Annotated in this window: 14 protein-coding genes; 2 read left to right on the top strand and 12 right to left on the bottom strand. The window is 58.3% G+C overall.

Going from position 1 to position 18,604, the window contains the following annotated elements; genetic code table 11:
- Nucleotides 1–40 precede the first annotated feature (40 nt).
- The 7 genes from ABIT76_12305 to ABIT76_12275 all read right to left on the bottom strand — a co-directional run bounded on the left by ABIT76_12305 (nt 41) and on the right by ABIT76_12275 (nt 9,478).
- Nucleotides 41–2,506 carry a glycogen/starch/alpha-glucan phosphorylase gene (locus tag ABIT76_12305; GenBank protein ID MEO7933931.1) on the bottom strand — a complete coding sequence of 822 codons (2,466 nt, stop codon included), beginning with the start codon at nt 2,504–2,506 and terminating at the stop codon, nt 41–43.
- A gap of 62 nt (nt 2,507–2,568) precedes the next feature.
- Entirely contained in the window at nt 2,569–3,015 is a 447-nt protein-coding gene (locus tag ABIT76_12300; GenBank protein ID MEO7933930.1) for a hypothetical protein, read from the bottom strand.
- A gap of 22 nt (nt 3,016–3,037) precedes the next feature.
- Nucleotides 3,038–3,370 carry a hypothetical protein gene (locus tag ABIT76_12295; protein MEO7933929.1) on the bottom strand — a complete coding sequence of 111 codons (333 nt, stop codon included), beginning with the start codon at nt 3,368–3,370 and terminating at the stop codon, nt 3,038–3,040.
- 3 nt (nt 3,371–3,373) lie between these two features.
- Nucleotides 3,374–6,502 (bottom strand): efflux RND transporter permease subunit, encoded by a 3,129-nt coding sequence (locus ABIT76_12290; GenBank protein MEO7933928.1) that lies wholly within the window; start codon nt 6,500–6,502, stop codon nt 3,374–3,376.
- A 1-nt stretch (nt 6,503) separates the two neighbouring features.
- Entirely contained in the window at nt 6,504–7,613 is a 1,110-nt protein-coding gene (locus ABIT76_12285) for an efflux RND transporter periplasmic adaptor subunit (protein MEO7933927.1), read from the bottom strand.
- 30 nt (nt 7,614–7,643) lie between these two features.
- Complete coding sequence (locus ABIT76_12280; GenBank protein ID MEO7933926.1) at nt 7,644–9,113, bottom strand: TolC family protein; 1,470 nt, start codon at nt 9,111–9,113, stop codon at nt 7,644–7,646.
- Complete coding sequence (locus ABIT76_12275; GenBank protein MEO7933925.1) at nt 9,110–9,478, bottom strand: thioredoxin domain-containing protein; 369 nt, start codon at nt 9,476–9,478, stop codon at nt 9,110–9,112. Before ABIT76_12275 ends, ABIT76_12280 begins: the two co-directional genes overlap by 4 nt.
- A gap of 206 nt (nt 9,479–9,684) precedes the next feature.
- Here ABIT76_12275 and ABIT76_12270 point away from each other — a divergent pair, with 206 nt between their 5' ends.
- Nucleotides 9,685–11,253 carry a sigma 54-interacting transcriptional regulator gene (locus ABIT76_12270; GenBank protein MEO7933924.1) on the top strand — a complete coding sequence of 523 codons (1,569 nt, stop codon included), beginning with the start codon at nt 9,685–9,687 and terminating at the stop codon, nt 11,251–11,253.
- A gap of 118 nt (nt 11,254–11,371) precedes the next feature.
- Nucleotides 11,372–12,118 carry a tRNA pseudouridine(38-40) synthase TruA gene (gene truA, locus ABIT76_12265; GenBank protein ID MEO7933923.1) on the top strand — a complete coding sequence of 249 codons (747 nt, stop codon included), beginning with the start codon at nt 11,372–11,374 and terminating at the stop codon, nt 12,116–12,118.
- Here truA and ABIT76_12260 read toward each other — a convergent pair.
- The 5 genes from ABIT76_12260 to rmuC form a co-directional block, all read right to left on the bottom strand.
- The gene (locus tag ABIT76_12260; protein ID MEO7933922.1) at nt 12,060–12,956 is read right to left on the bottom strand and encodes a hypothetical protein; all 897 of its coding nucleotides are present in this window, start codon (nt 12,954–12,956) and stop codon (nt 12,060–12,062) included. The two genes, truA and ABIT76_12260, sit on opposite strands and share 59 nt — an antisense overlap.
- A 63-nt stretch (nt 12,957–13,019) precedes the next feature.
- On the bottom strand, nt 13,020–13,790 hold the full coding sequence (locus tag ABIT76_12255) for a tetratricopeptide repeat protein (GenBank protein ID MEO7933921.1): 771 nt from the start codon (nt 13,788–13,790) through the stop codon (nt 13,020–13,022).
- Nucleotides 13,791–13,834: 44 nt separating this feature from the next.
- Entirely contained in the window at nt 13,835–15,082 is a 1,248-nt protein-coding gene (locus ABIT76_12250; protein MEO7933920.1) for a type II secretion system F family protein, read from the bottom strand.
- A 5-nt stretch (nt 15,083–15,087) separates the two neighbouring features.
- The gene (locus ABIT76_12245; GenBank protein MEO7933919.1) at nt 15,088–16,791 is read right to left on the bottom strand and encodes a GspE/PulE family protein; all 1,704 of its coding nucleotides are present in this window, start codon (nt 16,789–16,791) and stop codon (nt 15,088–15,090) included.
- Between the two features lie 224 nt (nt 16,792–17,015).
- Nucleotides 17,016–18,488: a DNA recombination protein RmuC gene (gene rmuC, locus ABIT76_12240; GenBank protein ID MEO7933918.1), complete on the bottom strand. Its 1,473-nt coding sequence runs from the start codon at nt 18,486–18,488 to the stop codon at nt 17,016–17,018.
- Nucleotides 18,489–18,604 lie beyond the last annotated feature (116 nt).

The following is an 18,604-nucleotide window of genomic DNA, read 5'->3' as shown; positions in this document are numbered from 1 at the left end:
GGCTCCATGTTGCCGCGTGGACGGGATGGCGAGGTTCTGGTTAGTCGGTGAAGCATGGGGTGACGTTCCAAATCTCTTTGGCGTATTCCGCAATGGTGCGGTCGCTGGAAAATCTGCCGGACGCTGCGATGTTCAGGATCGCCTTGCGGGTCCACGCAGGCTGGTCGGCGTACGATTTCTCCAGCCGTTGCTGGGCCTGGGTGTAGCTGGCGAGGTCGGCTAGATGCCGGTAGCGGTCGCCGTTTTGCAGCAATGCATCGAGGATAGGTGTGAAAATACCGGGTTCGTTTCGGCTGAAATGGTTGCTGGCGATCAAGTCGAGCGCGGCTCGAATCTCGGATTCGTTTTCGTAGTGCCAGCGTGGATTATAACAACCACGACTGCCCTCGACCTGTTCCGCGTTCAGGCCGAACAGAAAGAAGTTTTCTTCGCCGGCTGCCTCGGCCATTTCAATGGTGGCCCCGTCGCGCGTGCCGATGGTGAGCGCGCCGTTCATCATAAATTTCATGTTGCTGGTCCCGCTGGCCTCGTAGCCGGCCGTGGATACCTGCTCGGACACGTCGCTCGCCGGGATGAGGTATTCCGCGACAGAGACGCGATAGTCCGGCACAAAGATCACCTTCAACCGACCTTGGGCGGCTGGATCGCCATCGAGCGTACCGGCCAGGTTGTTGATGAACTTGATGACAAGCTTGGCGAAGTGGTAAGCGGGCGCGGCCTTGCCAGAGAAGAAGAACGTGCGTGGCAATAGATCGAGCCGCGGGTTCTCGCGCAGGCGATTGTAGAGCACGACGATGTGCAGTGCGTTCAGCAGTTGCCGTTTGTATTCGTGGATGCGTTTGATCTGCACGTCGAAAATGGTGTCGGGATTGATTCCGGGACTTCCCATCCATTTAATGAATCGCAGCTTGGCCTGCCGTTTCGCGGCGGCTACTGCGGCGCAAAAACCGCTGTCGTCGGCGAGCGGTTTTAATTTCTCCAACTGCGCGAGATCGGTGATCCAGCCATCGCCAATGGCTTCGGTGATGACTGCCGCGAGTGAGGGGTTGGCCAGCAACAACCAGCGGCGCGGCGTAACGCCGTTGGTTTTATTATTGAACCGCTCGGGAAACATCTCCACGAGATCCGGCACCACCCGCTGCTTGAGCAACTCTGAATGCAACGCGGCGACGCCGTTGGTGCTGTGCGAGCCGACGATGGCCAGATGCGCCATGCGCACTTGCGGGTGGGTGCCTTCTTCGATGAGGCTGACGCGCGCGATGCGGCCCTCGTCGCCAGGATGCCGGGCTTGGACGTCGTCGAGGAGTCGGCGATTGATTTCATAAATGATTTCGAGATGACGCGGCAGGAGGTCCTTGAACCACTGCACGGGCCATTTCTCCAGCGCTTCGGGCAGCAGCGTGTGGTTGGTGTAGGCCAACGTGCTTTGGGTGAAATTCCACGCATCGTCCCAACTCAGCTTCGCCTCGTCCAACAGCAGGCGCATCAACTCCGGCACGGCCAGGGTTGGATGTGTGTCGTTGAGCTGAATGGCAACCTTGTCGGGCAACGCGGACCAATCGTTGCCTCCGGCGCGGAAACGGCGAACGAGATCCGCCAGCGAGCACGCCACGAGAAAATACTCCTGAAGAAACCGCAGGCCTTTTCCGGCGATGGTCGTGTCGTCGGGATACAACACCCGGGTGACGGTTTCGGCGGTCAGAGTTTCGGCCAATGCCCCAACAAAATCTCCCGTGCTAAATTGGGCAAAATCGAAGTAGTCGGGCGTGCTGGCCGCCCAAAGTCGAAGCGTATTGATGGTCTTTCCGCCATAGCCGATCACGGCCCGGTCATACGGAATGCCGATCAGCGTGGACGGGCGACCTTCGACGATGCTCAGCGCACCGCCACGAATCTCGAAGGAGACGTTGAGTTTCACTTCGACAGCTTCATTTGGCCGCGCCACTTCCCACGGATCGGGCCGGGCGAGCCAGTGGTCGGGCTGTTCGGCCTGCCAGCCGTCGCGGAAGCTTTGCCGGAAAATGCCGTAGTCGTAGCGCAAGCCGTAGCCCATGCCGGCAAGGCCGAGGGTCGCCATGGAATCGAGGAAACATGCCGCCAACCGGCCCAATCCGCCGTTGCCGAGACCGGCGTCCGGTTCTTGCTCAATAATCTGAAGCGGATCAAGCCGATGCTGCTGGCAGAATTGCTGAACCTCGGGAGCAATCATGAGATTGGAGATGTTGTTGGCCAGGGCGCGACCGAGCAAAAATTCCATCGAGAGGTAGTAAACACGCTTAGCGTTGCGTTGCCGACAGGTCTGCTCGGTTCTCAGCCAGCGTTGCGAAAGCACGTCACGCACGGAACGCGCGATGGCCTCGAACTTGTTGCGGGCGGTGGCTTCCTCTTCCGCGAGGACTTGGTCGAACGTGAAATGCCGCTCATAGAGAGCATTGGGATCGCCGGATAGTTTCACCGGTCCGCAATTGTATCGTGCTAGTAAAGTTGGGTTCCTGGAGGTTGTCATGGCTCGGGTGAGGTTGTTTTGGCAGTTTTGAAATGGAGTGATGGGGTTAATGTCCGACGGCCCTATCCCTCGGAACGAATGGCCTCGAGTTCGATCCGGCACGCCGCGCCCAGCGACTGGAGCAGATCGTCCTCTTGCGACAGCGCAAGAGCGCGGAACTCGTCGAGCGATACGTTTGGCGAGAAATACTGCTCGGAAATGCGCTTCAGAACCGCTTCCGCCTCAGCGACCACTGCCGCAGATGCTGAAAGTCGGATGCGGTTGAGCAAGGCATAGGCAGACCACATTTTCTCCGGCTGCTCAATCCCATGCGCCAATGCATCGATGGCCAGCTTCGAGCACTCGCAGATATACTCGTCGTAAAGCGTTTCGCGCTTGTGCAACTCCTCTCGGACCAGCTCGCGCTTTGTCGATGTTTTTTGGGTGATCCATGCAGTCGCCATCGTCGCTGAACCGCCGACCAGCGAGCCTAACACAGCGGCCAGGGCGTTGGTTAACGAGCTATCCATAGAGTGGTCGTAAGTTGCATCGTCAAGTTCCCCTCTCGACGATTTCCCGCATGATCTTTAACTGTTCCGGTTGCAAAGGTCCCTTCCCGCTACCTGGGATGAACCACATGCCGATATCCTTGTTGTGGCAGTAAAGAACATCGACGCGATTATCAACGACTGCGTGATGGAATGTTCCGCTCGCGGGATCGTGTATCACGGTCAGGAATTTTTCCAACCAGGGATGATCGTTGAATGGAAAAAGTTCGTCGGTCAGCATCTTTAACTCCGCTACGCTGATGGTGGTCAGCGATTCCTCCACGGAGTGCCGTCGGGATTTCATGATTTCCTCGATGTTGAGATTTTCGGGTTCCATAAGTTAGTGAGTTGTTAGTACTTCGATATTCCTGGCGGCGAGAGCAGGGTCGGTTGGATGCGGCTCAGCGGGTATTTCCAGTTTGGGTTCGGTGATCTTGAACCACTTAATGTAGAGCGACGGCAGTGCGATCAGAGTCAGCACGGTGGCCACCGCGAGCCCGCCCATGATGGCATAGGCCATGGGGCCCCAGAAGACGGTCGGCGCGATCGGCGCCATGCCCAGAATCATCGCCTGTGCGGTGAGTGTGATCGGGCGAAAACGCACCAGGGATGCTTCGACCACGGCATCCCAACCCGCGCGTCCCGCGGCCTTCTCGGTTTCGATCTGGTCGATCAGGATCACCGAGTTTCTGATGATCATGCCGATCAGCGCGACGGTGCCCAGCATGGCCACGAACCCCATCGGCTTTTGCGTGACCAAGAGCGCCAGGACCACACCAATGACACCCAGCGGCGCGACACTGCAGACCAGAAAGAGGCGGCTGAAACTCTGCATCTGGAACATCAGGACCGTGATCATCAGCACGAGCATGAGCGGGAAGACCGCTAGGACGGAGGACTGACCTTTCTCACTTTCCTCGACGCTGCCGCCTTCAACGATCTTGTAGCCGGCCGGTAGTTGGCGCTTCATCGCGGAGACTTTTTCCGCGAGGTTTGCCACGGCAGTCGCCGCCAGCACGCCATCCTTGGTCTCGGCTTGGACGGTCAGGGTAGGCAGTCGGTCGCGACGCCAAACGAGGGGCAAATCCTGCGCGTAATTGATGCTGGCCAGCTCGGTCAAAGGCACCGAGCGTCCGTTCGGAAGCGGTATCTTCAAGGTGCGGATGGTTTCCAGGGACATGCGTTCCGAGGCCTCGGCTCGCACCACCACGTCAATCAGATAGATACTATCGCGCACTTGAGTCACGGAGATGCCCGTGACGGCGGCGTTGATCAACTGCGAAACCGCCGCCGAACTGAGCCCTAGCTGCCGGGCCTCATCCTGATTCACGCGAATCTGGAGTTTCCGGATTGGATCCATCCAGTTAAAGCTCACGTTTTTCACGTCGGGACTCTCTCCCACGATTCCGGCCAGCTTGTCCGAAAGTTCCCGCACCTTGTATAAGTCAGGGCCGCTAACCCGGTATTGGACCGGCCAGCCCACGGGCGGTCCCAGCTCAAGCGGGAAGACCCGCCCGACTGCCTCGGGGAACTTTTCCTGAAGCGCGGTTTCCAGACGTTTCTTGACCTGCTCGCGCGTTTTCAGGCTCTTAGTGACGATGATTGTTTCCGCGAAGAAATCGTTCTGCAACTGCACGTCGAGCGGCAGGTAGAATCGGATCGCCCCGCGGCCGACATAGGAACTCCAGTGGACAATATCGGGATCGCTGCGGAGGATTTCGTCGAGCTTTTGCGAAGCCGTATCCGAGGCATAAATGGAGGCGTCGTGCCGCAGGCGCAGATCAACGACAAGTTCCGGCCTATCCGACGCGGGAAAGAACTGGCTGGGCACAAACCGCGCGAGCCACAGCGATAGGCCGAAGACTACGATCGTCACCGCCAGCGTTACTTTGGAGTTACGCATCGTGAAGAGCAGCAAACGATGATAACCAGTTAGAAGACGCCCGCCACCTTCATGCTTACTCTTCTCCTTGTTGTCGTGCTTGTGGGGCTTTAGAAGCATCGTCCCGATGAGCGGAGTGAAGAGCGCGGCAACGACCCAGGAGGTAAGGACGGCGATGACTACTACAGCAAAGAGCGTGAAGGTATATTCGCCCGCCGAACTCTTGGCGAAACCTACCGGCACAAAGCCGAGCGCGATCACCAGCGTGCCGGTAAGTCTCGGATAAGCAGTGGAGGCATAAGCAAAGATCGCCGCTTTGATTGAGTCCCATCCATGTTCCACCTTCGAGACCATCGCCTCTATGGTGATCATCGCGTCATCGACGAGCAGCCCCAGCGCGATGATCAGCGCGCCGAGCGAGATGCGCTGTAGGTCGATCCCGAAGATTTGCATGGTGACAAACACGATGGCCAGCACCAGCGGGATCGAAGTCGCCACGACCAGGCCCGCCCGCAGACCTAGATTCAGAAAGCTTATGACAAGGACAATCGCGATAGCTTCCCACAGCGCCTCCATGAACTCATCGACCGAGCGGTGAACTACCTCGGGTTGATTCGAGACTAGGAACGTTTCAATGCCAACGGGCAACTCCGCTTTGAATGTCTCCATCACCTCATGCAGGTTTTTTTCCAAAGCAAGGATGTCGCCGCCGGCGCGCATCGAGAGCGCCAGACCGATGGCATCCTTGCCATTGACGCGGAAGACCGGCTGCGGGGGGTCGGCATAGCCGCGTGTGATGGTCGCGATGTCACTTAGGCGCAGCATCTTTCCGCCAAAGGAGAAATTGACCTGCGCCAGATCCTTCTCGGATTCAAACCGTCCGGTCACATCCATAAGCATTGCCTCATTCTTCGTCTGGATGACGCCGGAAGGAACCACGGCGTTCTGGCTGACTAGCACCTTGATGAGTTCCATGCGGTCCATGCCGAGTTCGGCTAGGCGATGCGTGGAGAACTCGACATAGATGCGCTCGTCCTGGGTGCCAAGAAATTCGGCTTTGGACACATCTTTCACTCGCAGCAGACGCGAGCGCGCCTCTTCCGCGTTATCGCGCAATTCCCGGTGACTAAAGCCATCCGCCGTGAAGGCATAGATAATCCCATAAGTGTCGCCGAATTCGTCGTTGAAGAACGGCCCCACGACTCCTTGCGGAAGCGTCTGCCTAATATCGCAGACCTTCTTGCGGACCTGATACCAGAGGTCCGGCACATCCTTCTTCGGCGTGGACTCTAGTAGATAGACAAAGACTGTGGACTGCCCAGCCACGGTATAGCTTTTCAAATAATAGAGATTTGGCGTGTCCTGTAGCTTCTTCTCGATGCGGTCAGTTACCTGCTTCACCGTCTCTTCCTGAGTTGCGCCAGGCCAGAGCGTCTGGACTACCATTGTCTTCACGGTGAACTCAGGGTCTTCATTGCGACCCAGGTGCAGATAGGCCGAGACTCCGGCCACAATGCTAACTATCATGAAGTAGATGGCGAGTGCCTTATGGTGGATCGCCCACTCGGTAAGATTGAAGCCTTTCATCTTAGTGTCCTCCTAACAGTTTTACGATTTGACCTTCATGGAGCGTCTGCACTCCGGCTGTAACTACCCTTTCGCCAGATGTAAGTCCGTCCTTCACGAGGACCGCGGCCGGCGTATAGCGCACGACAGCGACCTCGCGCCGATGCACGCCCTGACCCCTAACATCTACAATCCAGATCGCGGGCTTTCCTTCAATCATCGTCAGCGCCGAAGAAGGAACTTCGATCTGCGACTCTGCTTTCAGCTTGATACGCCCAAGAACTGTCGCGCCTAGAAACATTCCCGACGGCGGATCGTCGAGTTCGACTTTGACCTGATAGTTGCGGGTGACCGGATCGGCCTGCGGCGATATTTCGCGGAGCTTCCCGGCTACCTTGATCTCGGGATTGTCCGCGAGCCAAATCTCAACTTGCTCACCTAACGACAAGCCGTCGCGAATAGCTTGGGCAGGCATGTCGAAAACGGCATCGCGGCCGCTTTGCTGCGCCACCTTCAAGACCATCGCCCCCGCCGGCACGACTTCGCCCACCTCGGCCCCCTTCTGCGTGATCACGCCTGCGGCATCGGATTTGAGTTCAGTGTAACTCAACTGTTCTTCGGCGGATTTGAGTCGGGCCTGCGTCGCATCCAACTGCGCTTGCGTCGTCTTGAGTTGGCGCAAGGCGATATCGTATTCATTTGGGGATATTACCCGATCGCTAAGTAACTTCTTTTGACGCCTTTCAAATGCTTCCGATTGGTCAAGAGCGGCTCGCGCCGCAGCCAGGTCTGCTTGCGCGGAGTTCCGGGCATTTCGTTCTACTTCTGGATCCAACAGCGCCACTATCTGCCCGGCTTGGACCCTATCACCGACATCCACTTTTCTTTGAATAATCCTCCCGGCAATCCGGAAGGCAAGATTGACCTCGTCGCGTGCGCGCAGATGGCCGGTGACGACAATGGGATCTCCAACTTCACGCTTTTCAACCACGATCGAGCGGACCGGTCGGATCACCGGCGGTGCCTCGGCTTTCTTCTTGCACGCGCTCATGGCTAGTAGTGCGAGGGCCATCGGAATGGCAAGGCGTCCCAGAACTAAGGGTCTTGGGTAAATATAATTTTGTATCTTCATCAGTATCTCCAGTTTTTAGGTGTTAACGTTTCAATCTTTAAGGTCTTCGCCGGTAGCCCGCATAAGAGTGGCACACGCGACCGAGTAGTTGCGCAGGCCATCGACATAAGAGCCGCGGGCGTCGGTGAGAGCGGTCTGCGCGTTCAGCACGTCGATCTGCGTGCCTGCCCCCACGTTGTAACGAGAGCCAGCCAACTCGAGTGCGCGCACCGCCTTCTTGATGTTCTCGGTTTGCGCAGTTAGGACAGACTCGGCCGTGCGCAGTTCGCTCCATGCTGAACGCACTTGTAGTTCAACGACCCGGGTAGTCTCTGCCTTTGCTTCAGCAGCCTTGCTCCGTCTAGCTTTGGCTTCGTCCACGCGGCCCTTGGTTAGAAAGCCATCGAAAATCGGCCAGGACATTTGCACCCCGGCAAGGCCGCCGTTCACGTAGTCCCCGGCATTGCGCGTCACCGTACGGCTGATGACCTCGTATCCGGCGAAAGCTTGCACGCTCGGTTTTGCTCCGGCCCTGGCACTGATGATAGCCTCGTCGCGCAGGTGTTCTTCCTTATCCAATGCCGCAAGCTCCGTCCTGTTAGTAATCGCCATAGCTAGTGCGGCGGAAAGATCGTGCGGATAAGAACTGGCTACCAGCGGTGTAGTAAGGTTAAGCGGAAGATTGTCCGTCGTATCCGTCGGGAGATCATAGCCGAGCAGTTCGACAAGCTTCTGTTTAGCTATCCGATAGCTGCCCTGAGCCTGCACGAGCAGAGCCGTGCCGTTTGCGACTTCGACCTCCTGCCGAATCAAATCAAACTCAGGCAGCGTTCCCGCCTCGAACCGCTTCCTGGTGTCATCGCGATACTTGGTAAGAAAGTTGACCTGCTGCTCACGCACTTCGACTTGTTTGGAGCGACCGAGCGCGTCGTCGTAGGCATTGGCAACGCTGAGTAACGTATCCGAGACAATGCTTTGATAGACGAGCAACGCCTGTTCGCGGATCAAGCGCGCAGTTCGCGCGGCGGAAAGCATTCGTCCTCCTTCATAGATAGACTGCACAATCCGAATGTCCGCACCCCACGCCTGGTTGTTGATTTTCGGAGTTTCTCCGCCGCCGATGGAAAGTGTTTTTTCAGCAAGTCCGAGCGCGGGAATCGCCGGAACATCCACTTGCACTGGCGAGATCGTGCGGTCGCGGTTGGCTTCGATCAGCGAGTCTTGTCGCGCTGCATAAGTCGCTCCACTGAGAAGCTTGGGAAAAAGGATCGCGCGTGTTTGGATGGCTATTCCCGCTGCGGCTTCGACTTCCTTTCGAGCTTCGCGAATCGTGCCATTCTTATCCAGCGCCAGATTGAGAGCTTCGACTTTGGAAAGTGGACGTGTTAGCTCGGACAGCTCTTCGCTAGCCGCCCAGACAAGACCGGCCGGAAAGAGTAGAACCTGGGAAGCCAGAGCAATAGTGAGCAGCCCGATTCGCGCACCATGAACACGGAGAAGATGGACGTTTCCAGTGCTCATATAGTTTCTCCTTCGCTTGGAGTGGCGCTTCTATGCCCGGCTTCGCTGTCGACCGACAGAAGGTTTAGGATCGCTTCCTTGCTGGCTGTGCCGACCAGGCGATCACGCAAGCTCCCTGCCTCGAAATGGAGCAAAGTCGGAATGTGTTGCACTCCGAGCCACAGGCTTAGATCTGGGTTGTCGTCGGCATTCACCTTCACGACCTCGATTTTGCCGGCACAAGTCTGTGCGACTTCCAGCAGTATTGGATCCATGACTTGGCAGGGTTTGCTCCAAGGTGCCCAGAACGCGACCAGAACAATTCCTTTGGCCTGCAAAACCTCGCTGACGAATTTTAAATATAAGTTGTTGTGAGTCGGGTTCATGTTTTCGACTGACATTTCTAATGGCCTACGTCTTTTGCATTCGCCGTGCCAATCGAGGTTGGCTCATCGTAAACACCTATCCTCCAGTCACTTAAGTATTTAGCGCTTCTTCGAACCCCGGTTCGGAAAATCGAACAGACGAACCATCGAACCATTTTGGGGTGGACAAATTGTCCGCCAGTTGCTGCCCTCGTTGCATGGAACCGATGAGCGATAGTCGCTTTGATCCCAACTATGCGGTGCAGATGCTCCTCGACGCTGCGAACGAGTTGTCGCTCGAAAAGCTACTGCATAAATTCGCCACCAGAGCCGTAGCTCGTCCTGACGTGGCCTTCACCCAAATCTGGATCATCGATAAGGCCGATGCTTGCCTGCACCTGGCCGTGGCCGCAGGCAGCACTCCTCCGGGACTCAGCGAACCGGTGAATCCCATCCCGGTCGGGACAGGTATTTTTGGTAAAGTTGCCGCGACTGGGCAACGAACCGCACGCCGCAAGTCCGACTCGGATTGGAAACAATCGGCCGATCCGGCGTGGCTTAAGCGGGAGAGAATCGAAGCGTTCGCCGTTGTTCCGATTGCATTCAAGGACGAGGTCATGGGAGTGATAGCTGGATTCTTGCGTCACGATCTGCTGCCGGAGTCGCTTCCTTACGGCGAGATGTTTGGTAACTACCTCGGCGCTGCGATCGCTAATGCCCGTGCCTTTGAAGAAATCCAGCGGCTTAAAGCACAACTGGAACTGCACAATGCCTACTTGCAGGAAGAGGTGAGCGAAGCCCGGGCGTTCGGCGATCTGATTGGTCAAAGCAACGCGTTGCGCCAGCTCGTCAGTCAGATCGATCTCGTCGCGCCCACGGACGCCTCCGTGCTGATTCAGGGCGAAACCGGCACGGGCAAAGAGCTGGTCGCGCGCGAAATCCACCGGCGCAGTGCGCGCAGCGACAAGCCCTTGGTCAGGGTGAACTGCGCCTCCATTCCGAAAGAGCTATTCGAGAGCGAATTTTTCGGACACGTCCGCGGCTCATTCACCGGCGCAATCAAGGACCGCGCGGGTCGTTTTGAAACGGCCGAGGGCGGCACGCTCTTTCTCGATGAGATTGGCGAAGTGCCTTTGGAGATGCAGAGCAAACTTCTGCGCGTCCTCCAGGAGAAACGCTACGAGCGCGTCGGCGAAGATCGCACTCGCACCGCCAATGTCCGCATTGTCGCCGCCACCAATCGAGATTTAAAACAGAGTGTAGCCGCCGGTCGTTTTCGCGAAGACCTTTACTACCGGCTGCACGTTTTTCCGATCCAAGTGATTCCCCTGCGGGAGAGAAAAGACGACGTTCCACTCCTCGCACAGCATTTCGTCGAACTCTCATCGAAGGATTTGAAATGCGCGAAGCCCCGGCTCACCCGGGCAGGAGTGGTAAAGCTCCAAAGCTATGACTGGCCCGGCAACGTGCGCGAGTTGCGGAACGTCATCGAGCGCGCCGCTATTTTGGCTCGCGGTGGCAGTCTGGACTTCGACCTGCCGCTCCAGACCCCAGCGCCTGCTTCGCCAACAGTGGATTCACGTTTCGATGCGGTCACCGGCGGAGTGGAGGAACCCGGGTTCTTCACGGAGGCGGAACTCCAAATCCGCGAGCGCGACAACCTCCTGTGCATCCTGACCAAGACGAACTGGAGGATCAAAGGCCCCGAGGGCGCCGCAGAGCTTCTTGGGATCAAACCTACGACACTTCTCTCGCGCATCAACAAGTGGGAACTAAAGAAGCCGACGACTTTGTAAGGACGCGTTTTCGGACATTCAAGCTTTCGACCGCTGCGCAAAGCGTGGGCATCGGCTTAGCAACATTCTCTGCGTTCTCGGTGGCAATTTCCTTTTTTAGCGGCAAGATCCCCGGCTGATGGAACTTCAACGTGTGCAAATCCTGGTCGCCTACGACGGCACGCCGTTTGACGGCTGGCAGTCGCAGCGTTCGGGCAACGCCATTCAGGATCATCTGGAGCGCGCAGCGGCGAAGATCGTCGGGCAGAAAACGGCGGTGCATGGCGCGGGGCGCACGGACGCGGGGGTTCACGCACTGGCGCAGTCGGCGCACCTCGATCTGCCGTTTCACAGCGTGCCGCTGGAGCAATGGGCGCTGGCCCTGAACGCGCATCTGCCGTGGGAAATACGGGTGCGCGAAGTGCGGCCGAAACCAGCAGAATGGCACGCGCGTTTCTCCGCGAAATCGAAGTCGTATCGCTACCGGATTTTTAACGCCGACTGGATGAATCCATTAGAACTTAAACGCGCCTGGCACGTGCCGAAGCACCTCGACCTCGACCTCATGCGCGCCGCCGCCGCGATGCTGGTGGGCCGCCACGATTTTCGGGCGTTCTGCGCGAACCGAGGCTGGAAGGAAACCTCGACAGTCCGCGAGATCTGGAAGATTTCCCTACGCCGGGCGGGGCCGCTGATCACGCTGGATTTCTTCGGCGAAGGCTTTCTCTACAAGATGGTGCGGATGCTCGCGGCGAACATCGTGCGCGTCGGCCAGGGGAAATCGGACCTGGTCGAGTTGGAGCGTTTTCTGCGCGATCCGAGTTCGATTAAATCCAGCCTGTCGGCTCCGGCCGCGGGGTTGTATTTGATGAAGGTCGGCTATTGATTTTCGGCTGCGCGAGGTCAAACGAGGCCAGAATGGAACTCAGATGCAGTTTGCCGCCGGACCAGACGAGTCTTTCCACGGAAATGCGATGGTCCTCGAAGCGGACGGCGCGCGGGCGAAATCCAGTCATCGCCGCGCCGGTGTTGATGATGCGCAACCCGTTTCGCTCCCAGATTCCTGCGAAATGCGAGTGGCCAATGAGAATGGTCCGCATCTCGGGACGATAGGTTTTGGCAAATTTTTCTGCGCGTGAGGGGACTTCCATCCAACTCTGGATAATGGACAACGGACGCCACGGCGGCCACGTCGTTTCGAGGAAATGGACGACGGAACCGGCGAGTCCGGGCTTGGCCACGGGATGCGTGATGTCGTAGCTGGTCGTGGCCCGGCGGAGCGCGGCGAGCCGGAAGTCGAGCCTGTTTTTCTGCTCGTCGCTGAGGAGCGCGAGCTCTTTTGCATGGGCCTGGCGGTAAAGTTTTTCGTTCAGGCTCCAGGGCGCGACGTTGTGGAAAAGCACGTCGCCATGGGTGATGAGCACTGCGGTTTCGTGGCATTCGAGGTGGTTGACCTCACTGATGACCGGGTCGTGGTTGCCGTTGATAAAGACGGCACTGACGCCCGCGTCGCGCAGAATCGACTTCAAGTCGGCCACAAATTTCACCGCTTTCTCGCGATCCACCGCGCGGCGCATCTCGAAGGTGTCGCCATTGAAAATCAGGGTGCGCCCCGGCACGAGGAGCGGCGTGAGAACGTCCACATTTTGCACGGCGGAGGCCTGATGCCCGATGTGCAGATCGGACAAAACCAGATAATCCCCATCGCAAAGCGAGAGTTTCATAGCGGCAATAAAGTTACCTCCGAATGGCTCCCCGCGCGATCCGTGATACGAGTGCGACTCGAATCACGGCTGCTTCGGGAGCCAGCTTTGGGCAACGAGGCTATTGTAGAAATATCCCGTCTGCGCCTCAGCATAATTTCTTTTTGCCTGTTCAACCAAGTCCTGCCCGTGCACCGCGTCGCCGCGCGAGAACGCGATGGCGGCTTTGGCAAAATAGTAGGCGGGCGTGTTCGCATGCTCCTCGAGGTATTGCAATTCCTGTTCCGCAGAGGGAAATTTTTTCTGCAAAGCCAGCGCGAGGATTAATTTGAAGCGCACGACTTCGCTCTCGGGGCGCGACAGGGCGAGGATCGAGAGGGTGTTTTCGGCGTCGGCATATTTCTTTTGCGCAAGCTGCGACTCGGCCAGGTTCAGCCGCGCCCACGGATGCGACGGGGAGATGAGGACGGTTTTTTTGAAGATTTTTTCCGCCGGTTCCTGGTGGCCGGATTCGGCGTAAATGCAGCCGCGCAGAATCAGCAAATCCGGGTCGGTCACCTGCGCGCCTTTGGTCGGCTGCAAAGCTTGCAGATACTCCAACTGCGGGAGCGCTTCGGCAAATTGCCGGGTCTTCAACGCATTCACCGCCTGCTTGAGCACCTCCTCGGGCTTCGGCTTGGGAGTGCGAGACATATCGAGCGATTCGCGGACCATCGTGTCGCCCAACGGCGGCGGCAATGGGATGAGCGCGTCCTCCAGTTTCGGCATGTTCGCGGTGGAAAGCCGGAAATCGGATTGCGCCCAACTCAAGGTCGGGGCGGCGAGAAGCAGAACGGTAAGGAGGTGGGCGCGCACGGTTCTTAGTAACTACTTTCCACGCGCTTTTGACAATCTGAAACCTAGCCCCCGGTGCGCAGTCCCGAGATGGCTTGGAAGATGCCGGTGATAATGCTGTAAGCCACCACGCCGACGAGGATCGCCATCACAAAAATAACCACGGGCTGGATGAGCGCGGTCAGGCGCTGTATCTTTTTGGTCAACTCCTTGTCGTAGCGATTGCCCGCTTTTTCGAGGGACGACGCCATGTCGCCGGTTTGCTCGCCGACGGCCACCATGTCGAGGAAGAGCGGGGGAAATCCTCCCACGCGCTTCATCGCGCGGGTCAGCGAACCGCCCTCGCCCACGATGTCCACGACGCGCGTCATGAGGCCGCGCAGGAAGACGTTTCCCGTGGCGGCGTTCATGAGTTTGAGCGCACTCAGAAGCGGCACGCCGTTGCCGAGGAGATTGGCCATCGTCTGGGAAAACTGCGTGTAATATCGCGAGGTCAGCACGTTACCGACGAGCGGCATGCGGAGCTGCGCGCGATGCCACCATAGCTTGCCCTCATCGCGCTGGATGTAGTGCAGAAACCCGTAAATGCCGGCCGCCATCACGATCAGCATCGCCCACCAGTAATGCACAAAAAAATCGCTCACCGCGATCAAGAGGCTCGTGACCAGCGGCAGCCCGCGATCCGTTTTCTTAAACAACACCGTGAGCTGCGGCACGAGCACCGTCATGAATACGAAGAGCAGCGCGATGCCCGCCAGAAAGATAAACGCCGGATAAATCAGCGCCTGCACCACACGCGACTGGAGCTCGTCCATCGCGATGAGATACTGACTCTGGCGTCGAAGGATTTGCGGGAGCGCGCCGCTCAATTCTCCTGCGGAAACCAGATTGCAATACAAGTCGCCAAAGCTTGCAGACGAGTTGCGCAGAGCCGTGGAAAAGCTGACGCCGTCGCGCACCTGCTGCCGCAGCGAGGCCGTCACGCGCTTGATCGACGACGCTTCCTCGCGCTCTTCCATGATACGCAGGGCTGGTTCCAACTGGAGTCCGGCCTCGAGCAGATCGCCCATTTCCTCGGTGAAAATAATGATCTGCTTGCGCGACAACCGGATCGGGCCGCTCGATTCAACTGCAACTCCAGCCGTTTTTTTTCCATCGGAGTTAGATTCGACTGCGCCCAGTTGTTTCAACGAAATCGGCTGCAACTTTTCGCGGTCCAGCCGCTTGTAAGCCTCCGCCTTGCTCGCCACTTCAAACTCCCCCGCGATCCGCTCGCCTGTCGTCTTCACTGCCTCATACGCAAATTTCGGCATATGCGCTATTCGTCGAGAACGTCCACATCCGCCGTAGTCACGCGCAACACTTCTTCGACTGTGGTCGTGCCGTCGATCACTTTTTCCCAGCCAAACCGGCGCAACGGCACCATGCCTTCCTCGATCGCCAGACTCTTCATCGTCGCCGCCGATTTTCGTTGCGTGATCAAGTCCTGCATCCGCTCGGTGACCATCGCAATTTCAAAAATCGCCGTGCGTCCCTCGTAACCAGTGTGCCGGCAGCGGTCGCAACCGTTCGCCGAGAAAATATGGTCCGCGTGATCCATCGGAAATCCGACCTGGGCCAGATACGCATGGGAGTGGGTCGCAGGTTTTTTGCAAAACGGACAGAGCCGACGCACCAGACGTTGCGCGATAAAGCAGCGCACCGAGGCCGCGACCAGAAACGCCTCGACTCCCATGTCAATCAGACGCGTGATGCCGCCGATGGCATCGTTTGTGTGCAGCGTGCTGAAGACCAAGTGACCCGTGAGCGCGCCCCGGATGGCGATCTCGGTCGTCTCCACGTCGCGCATTTCTCCGACCATGATGACGTTCGGATCGCCGCGCAGAATCGCCCGCAACCCGCGCGCAAACGTCAGGTCGATCTCGGGTTTCACCGCGATCTGGATGACGCCAGAAATCTTGTGCTCGACCGGGTCCTCGATGGTAACGATGCGCCGTTCCTTCGTGTTCAGGCTGCTGAGAAAAGTGTAAAGCGAAGTCGATTTGCCGCAACCGGTCGGTCCGGTGACGAGGATGATCCCATTTGGCATCGCCAGCAGCGCGCGAATCTTGGCCTCGCTCGCCTCGTCCAGGCCCAGTTTCCGAAAATCAAATTGCTCCTGCCCCAGCAAACGCAGGCTCACGCTCTCGCCCGAGACCGACGGAATCGTGGCCACACGAACATCGATCGGCTTGCCCTCGAGTTCCAATGGAATGCGGCCATCCTGCGGCAGACGGCGCTCCGCGATGTCGAGATGCGCCATGATTTTCAGACGCGAAATGACCGACGCCTGGAGCACTTTGATCTTCGGCGGCACGGGAATTTCGTGGAGCACGCCGTCGATGCGATAGCGGATCTGGAGATCGTCCTGGAGCGGCTCCACGTGAATGTCCGTGGCGCGTTCCTCGAGGGCTTCGCGCAGGATTTGGTTCACAAATTTCACCACCGAGGCCTCGCTGTCGTCGAGGTCCAGCACCTGCGTTTCCTCGCGCATGTCCAGGGCCATGTCCTCCACATCGCGGCCCTCCATGATCTCCTCAAACGTCTCCGCTCCAATGCCGTAACCCTGGCGCAGCGTCTGCAAAATCTGCGTCCGCGTCGCCATGGCCCAATGCACCGGCTCCTCCACGGCCCGCGCCACCGTCTGGCGGGCCAGCAAATCAAAGGGGTCAAATGTGACCAAAGTCAACCCGTCGGCCTCGTGTTTCACCGGCACCACGCGATGCCGCAAGGCGAGCCGGGCGGGAATCCGATCACGCAAAGGAGCGGAAATCGTTTCCAGATTTTCGCTCCACCACGGCATTTTGAGCCAGCCCGCGACGCCTTGGAGAAATGGGGTTTCATCGGCCAGTTTGCCATCGAGAACGGTGGCCACGAGGGATTTTTGCTGGGTCGCCGCCTCACGTAATGCCACACGGCAGGCCTCGGGGTCGCCGCAGTTGGATTCCACTGCAACTCGCGTAAGAGGTTCGATCAAAGTCATGCAGAAAAGGGGGTCGGGCCGGACATTACTCCATCGGCTTAAACAAGTCATTGCCGAAAAAGTTGTGACAGCCTCGCCGTCTTTGGCCTCCTGCTTCGGGAGAGCACGCGTCTCGCGTGTTCTTTGAGGTGTCTCGCCTCAAAGTTCTTCCGGAAATAGCCCTTTCGCGAGACGCAAAAGGGAACACGCGAGACGCGTGCACTCCCGGGGAAATCGAACGCTTTTTAAAGCAGCGGACGATCTTCTGTGGTCCTCGGGATGGCTTCCACGATCAATGCCGGGTCGATTTCTTTCTCGCTGGTCGCCACGTCAAGGTCTTGGAACTTGCGCGCTGTCACCAGCAATCGGCTTTCAAGGGAGTTGGCAGTCTGGTTATAGGCGTTGACCGCGTGCTGGAGGTTTTTGCCAATCGAGTTGAAGTGCGTTCCGAGGACTTGGATGCGTTTGTAAAGTTCCCGCGCCTGCTCGCTGATTTTCTGGCAATTCTCGGCCAGATTTTCCTGGCGCCAGCCGTAGGCAAAGGCCTTGAGCAGGGCGATGAGCGTGGTCGGCGTGGCGAGGATGACCCGCTCGTTGATGCCGGTTTCGATCAAAGTCGGATCGATCTGGAGCGCGGCGCTGTAAAACATTTCGCCTGGAATGAAGAGCACGACGAGCTCGGGCGCGGGCTGAAATTGGTCCCAATACGACTTGGCCGAGAGCGCCTTGATGTGGTCGCGAATGTGGCGCGCGTGCTCCTTCAGCTTGAGCAAACGGGCGGCATCGTCCTCGCATTCCATGGCTTCGAGGTAGGCGGCGAGCGGGGCTTTGGCGTCGACGACGACGTTTTTTCCGCCGGGCAGACGCGCGATGAGGTCGGGCCGGAGCCGGGCGTTTTCGTCGTTGGTGACGCTTTGCTGCTCCTGAAAATCGCAATGGTCGAGCATCCCGGCCATCTCGACGACGCGTTTGAGCTGGATCTCGCCCCAGCGTCCGCGAACGCGCGGGGTGCCGAGGGCTTTCACCAGATTCGCGGCCTCGGAGCGGAGGAGCGTCTGGCCTTCGCCGAGCGATTTCACCTGGTCGCGGAGGACTTCGTAGGCGCCGACGCGGGCTTTTTCGAGCTCTTGAATCTGAGTGTCGAATTTCCCGAGCGACTCTTTCACCGGGAGCACGAGCTGGTCGATGGCGGTCTGGCGTTTCTCCAAGTCGGCCTTTGCGGCGTCCTGAAACTGGGTGAGTTTCGTGGAGGCCAGTTCGAGAAACGATTGATTGTTCGTCCGCAACGCCTCGGCGGAGAGTGCCTTGAAGGCGTCGGCCATCTGAGTCTGGGCCTCGTTGAGGAGCTTCTGCTTTTCCAGAAAACCGGCACGTTCGGTCTCGAAGCGGGCTTCCATGTCGGCGAGTTTTTCGCGCTGTTGAGCCGACTCGGAGCGGAATGTCTCGAGCAAACTGCGGAGCGCCGGGACCTCGGCTGCGGCCTGCTCGAAGCCCGCGCGGGCGATTTTTTCCGATTGGAGTTCGAGTCGATTCTGAGTCGCCTCGGTGGTCCAGCGGGCGAGTTCCACCTGGAGTTCGCAGAGCCGGGTTTCCTTGGCGGAAAGACGTTCCTCGGCAAGCTGAGTTTCACCGCGATGGCGGGCGCGCAGGATAAGCCAAAGGATGACGGCGCCTGTAACGCAGCCGGCGGCGAAGAGAAGCGCGAAGGTGGAATTCATCTCGGTTGAGAATGCCGCGAAAATCGGACGGTGCAAGGGCGGAGCTTCCGCCAAGTCGCATTGCAGGTTTGACGCCAGATTTGTTTCTCCACACTCTGCTGTCCCTCATGGAAATC

It is taken from the genome of Chthoniobacterales bacterium, from assembly GCA_039930045.1.
Classification (GTDB): domain Bacteria; phylum Verrucomicrobiota; class Verrucomicrobiia; order Chthoniobacterales; family DASVRZ01; genus DASVRZ01.
This window is presented reverse-complemented; position numbering and strand designations above follow the sequence as displayed.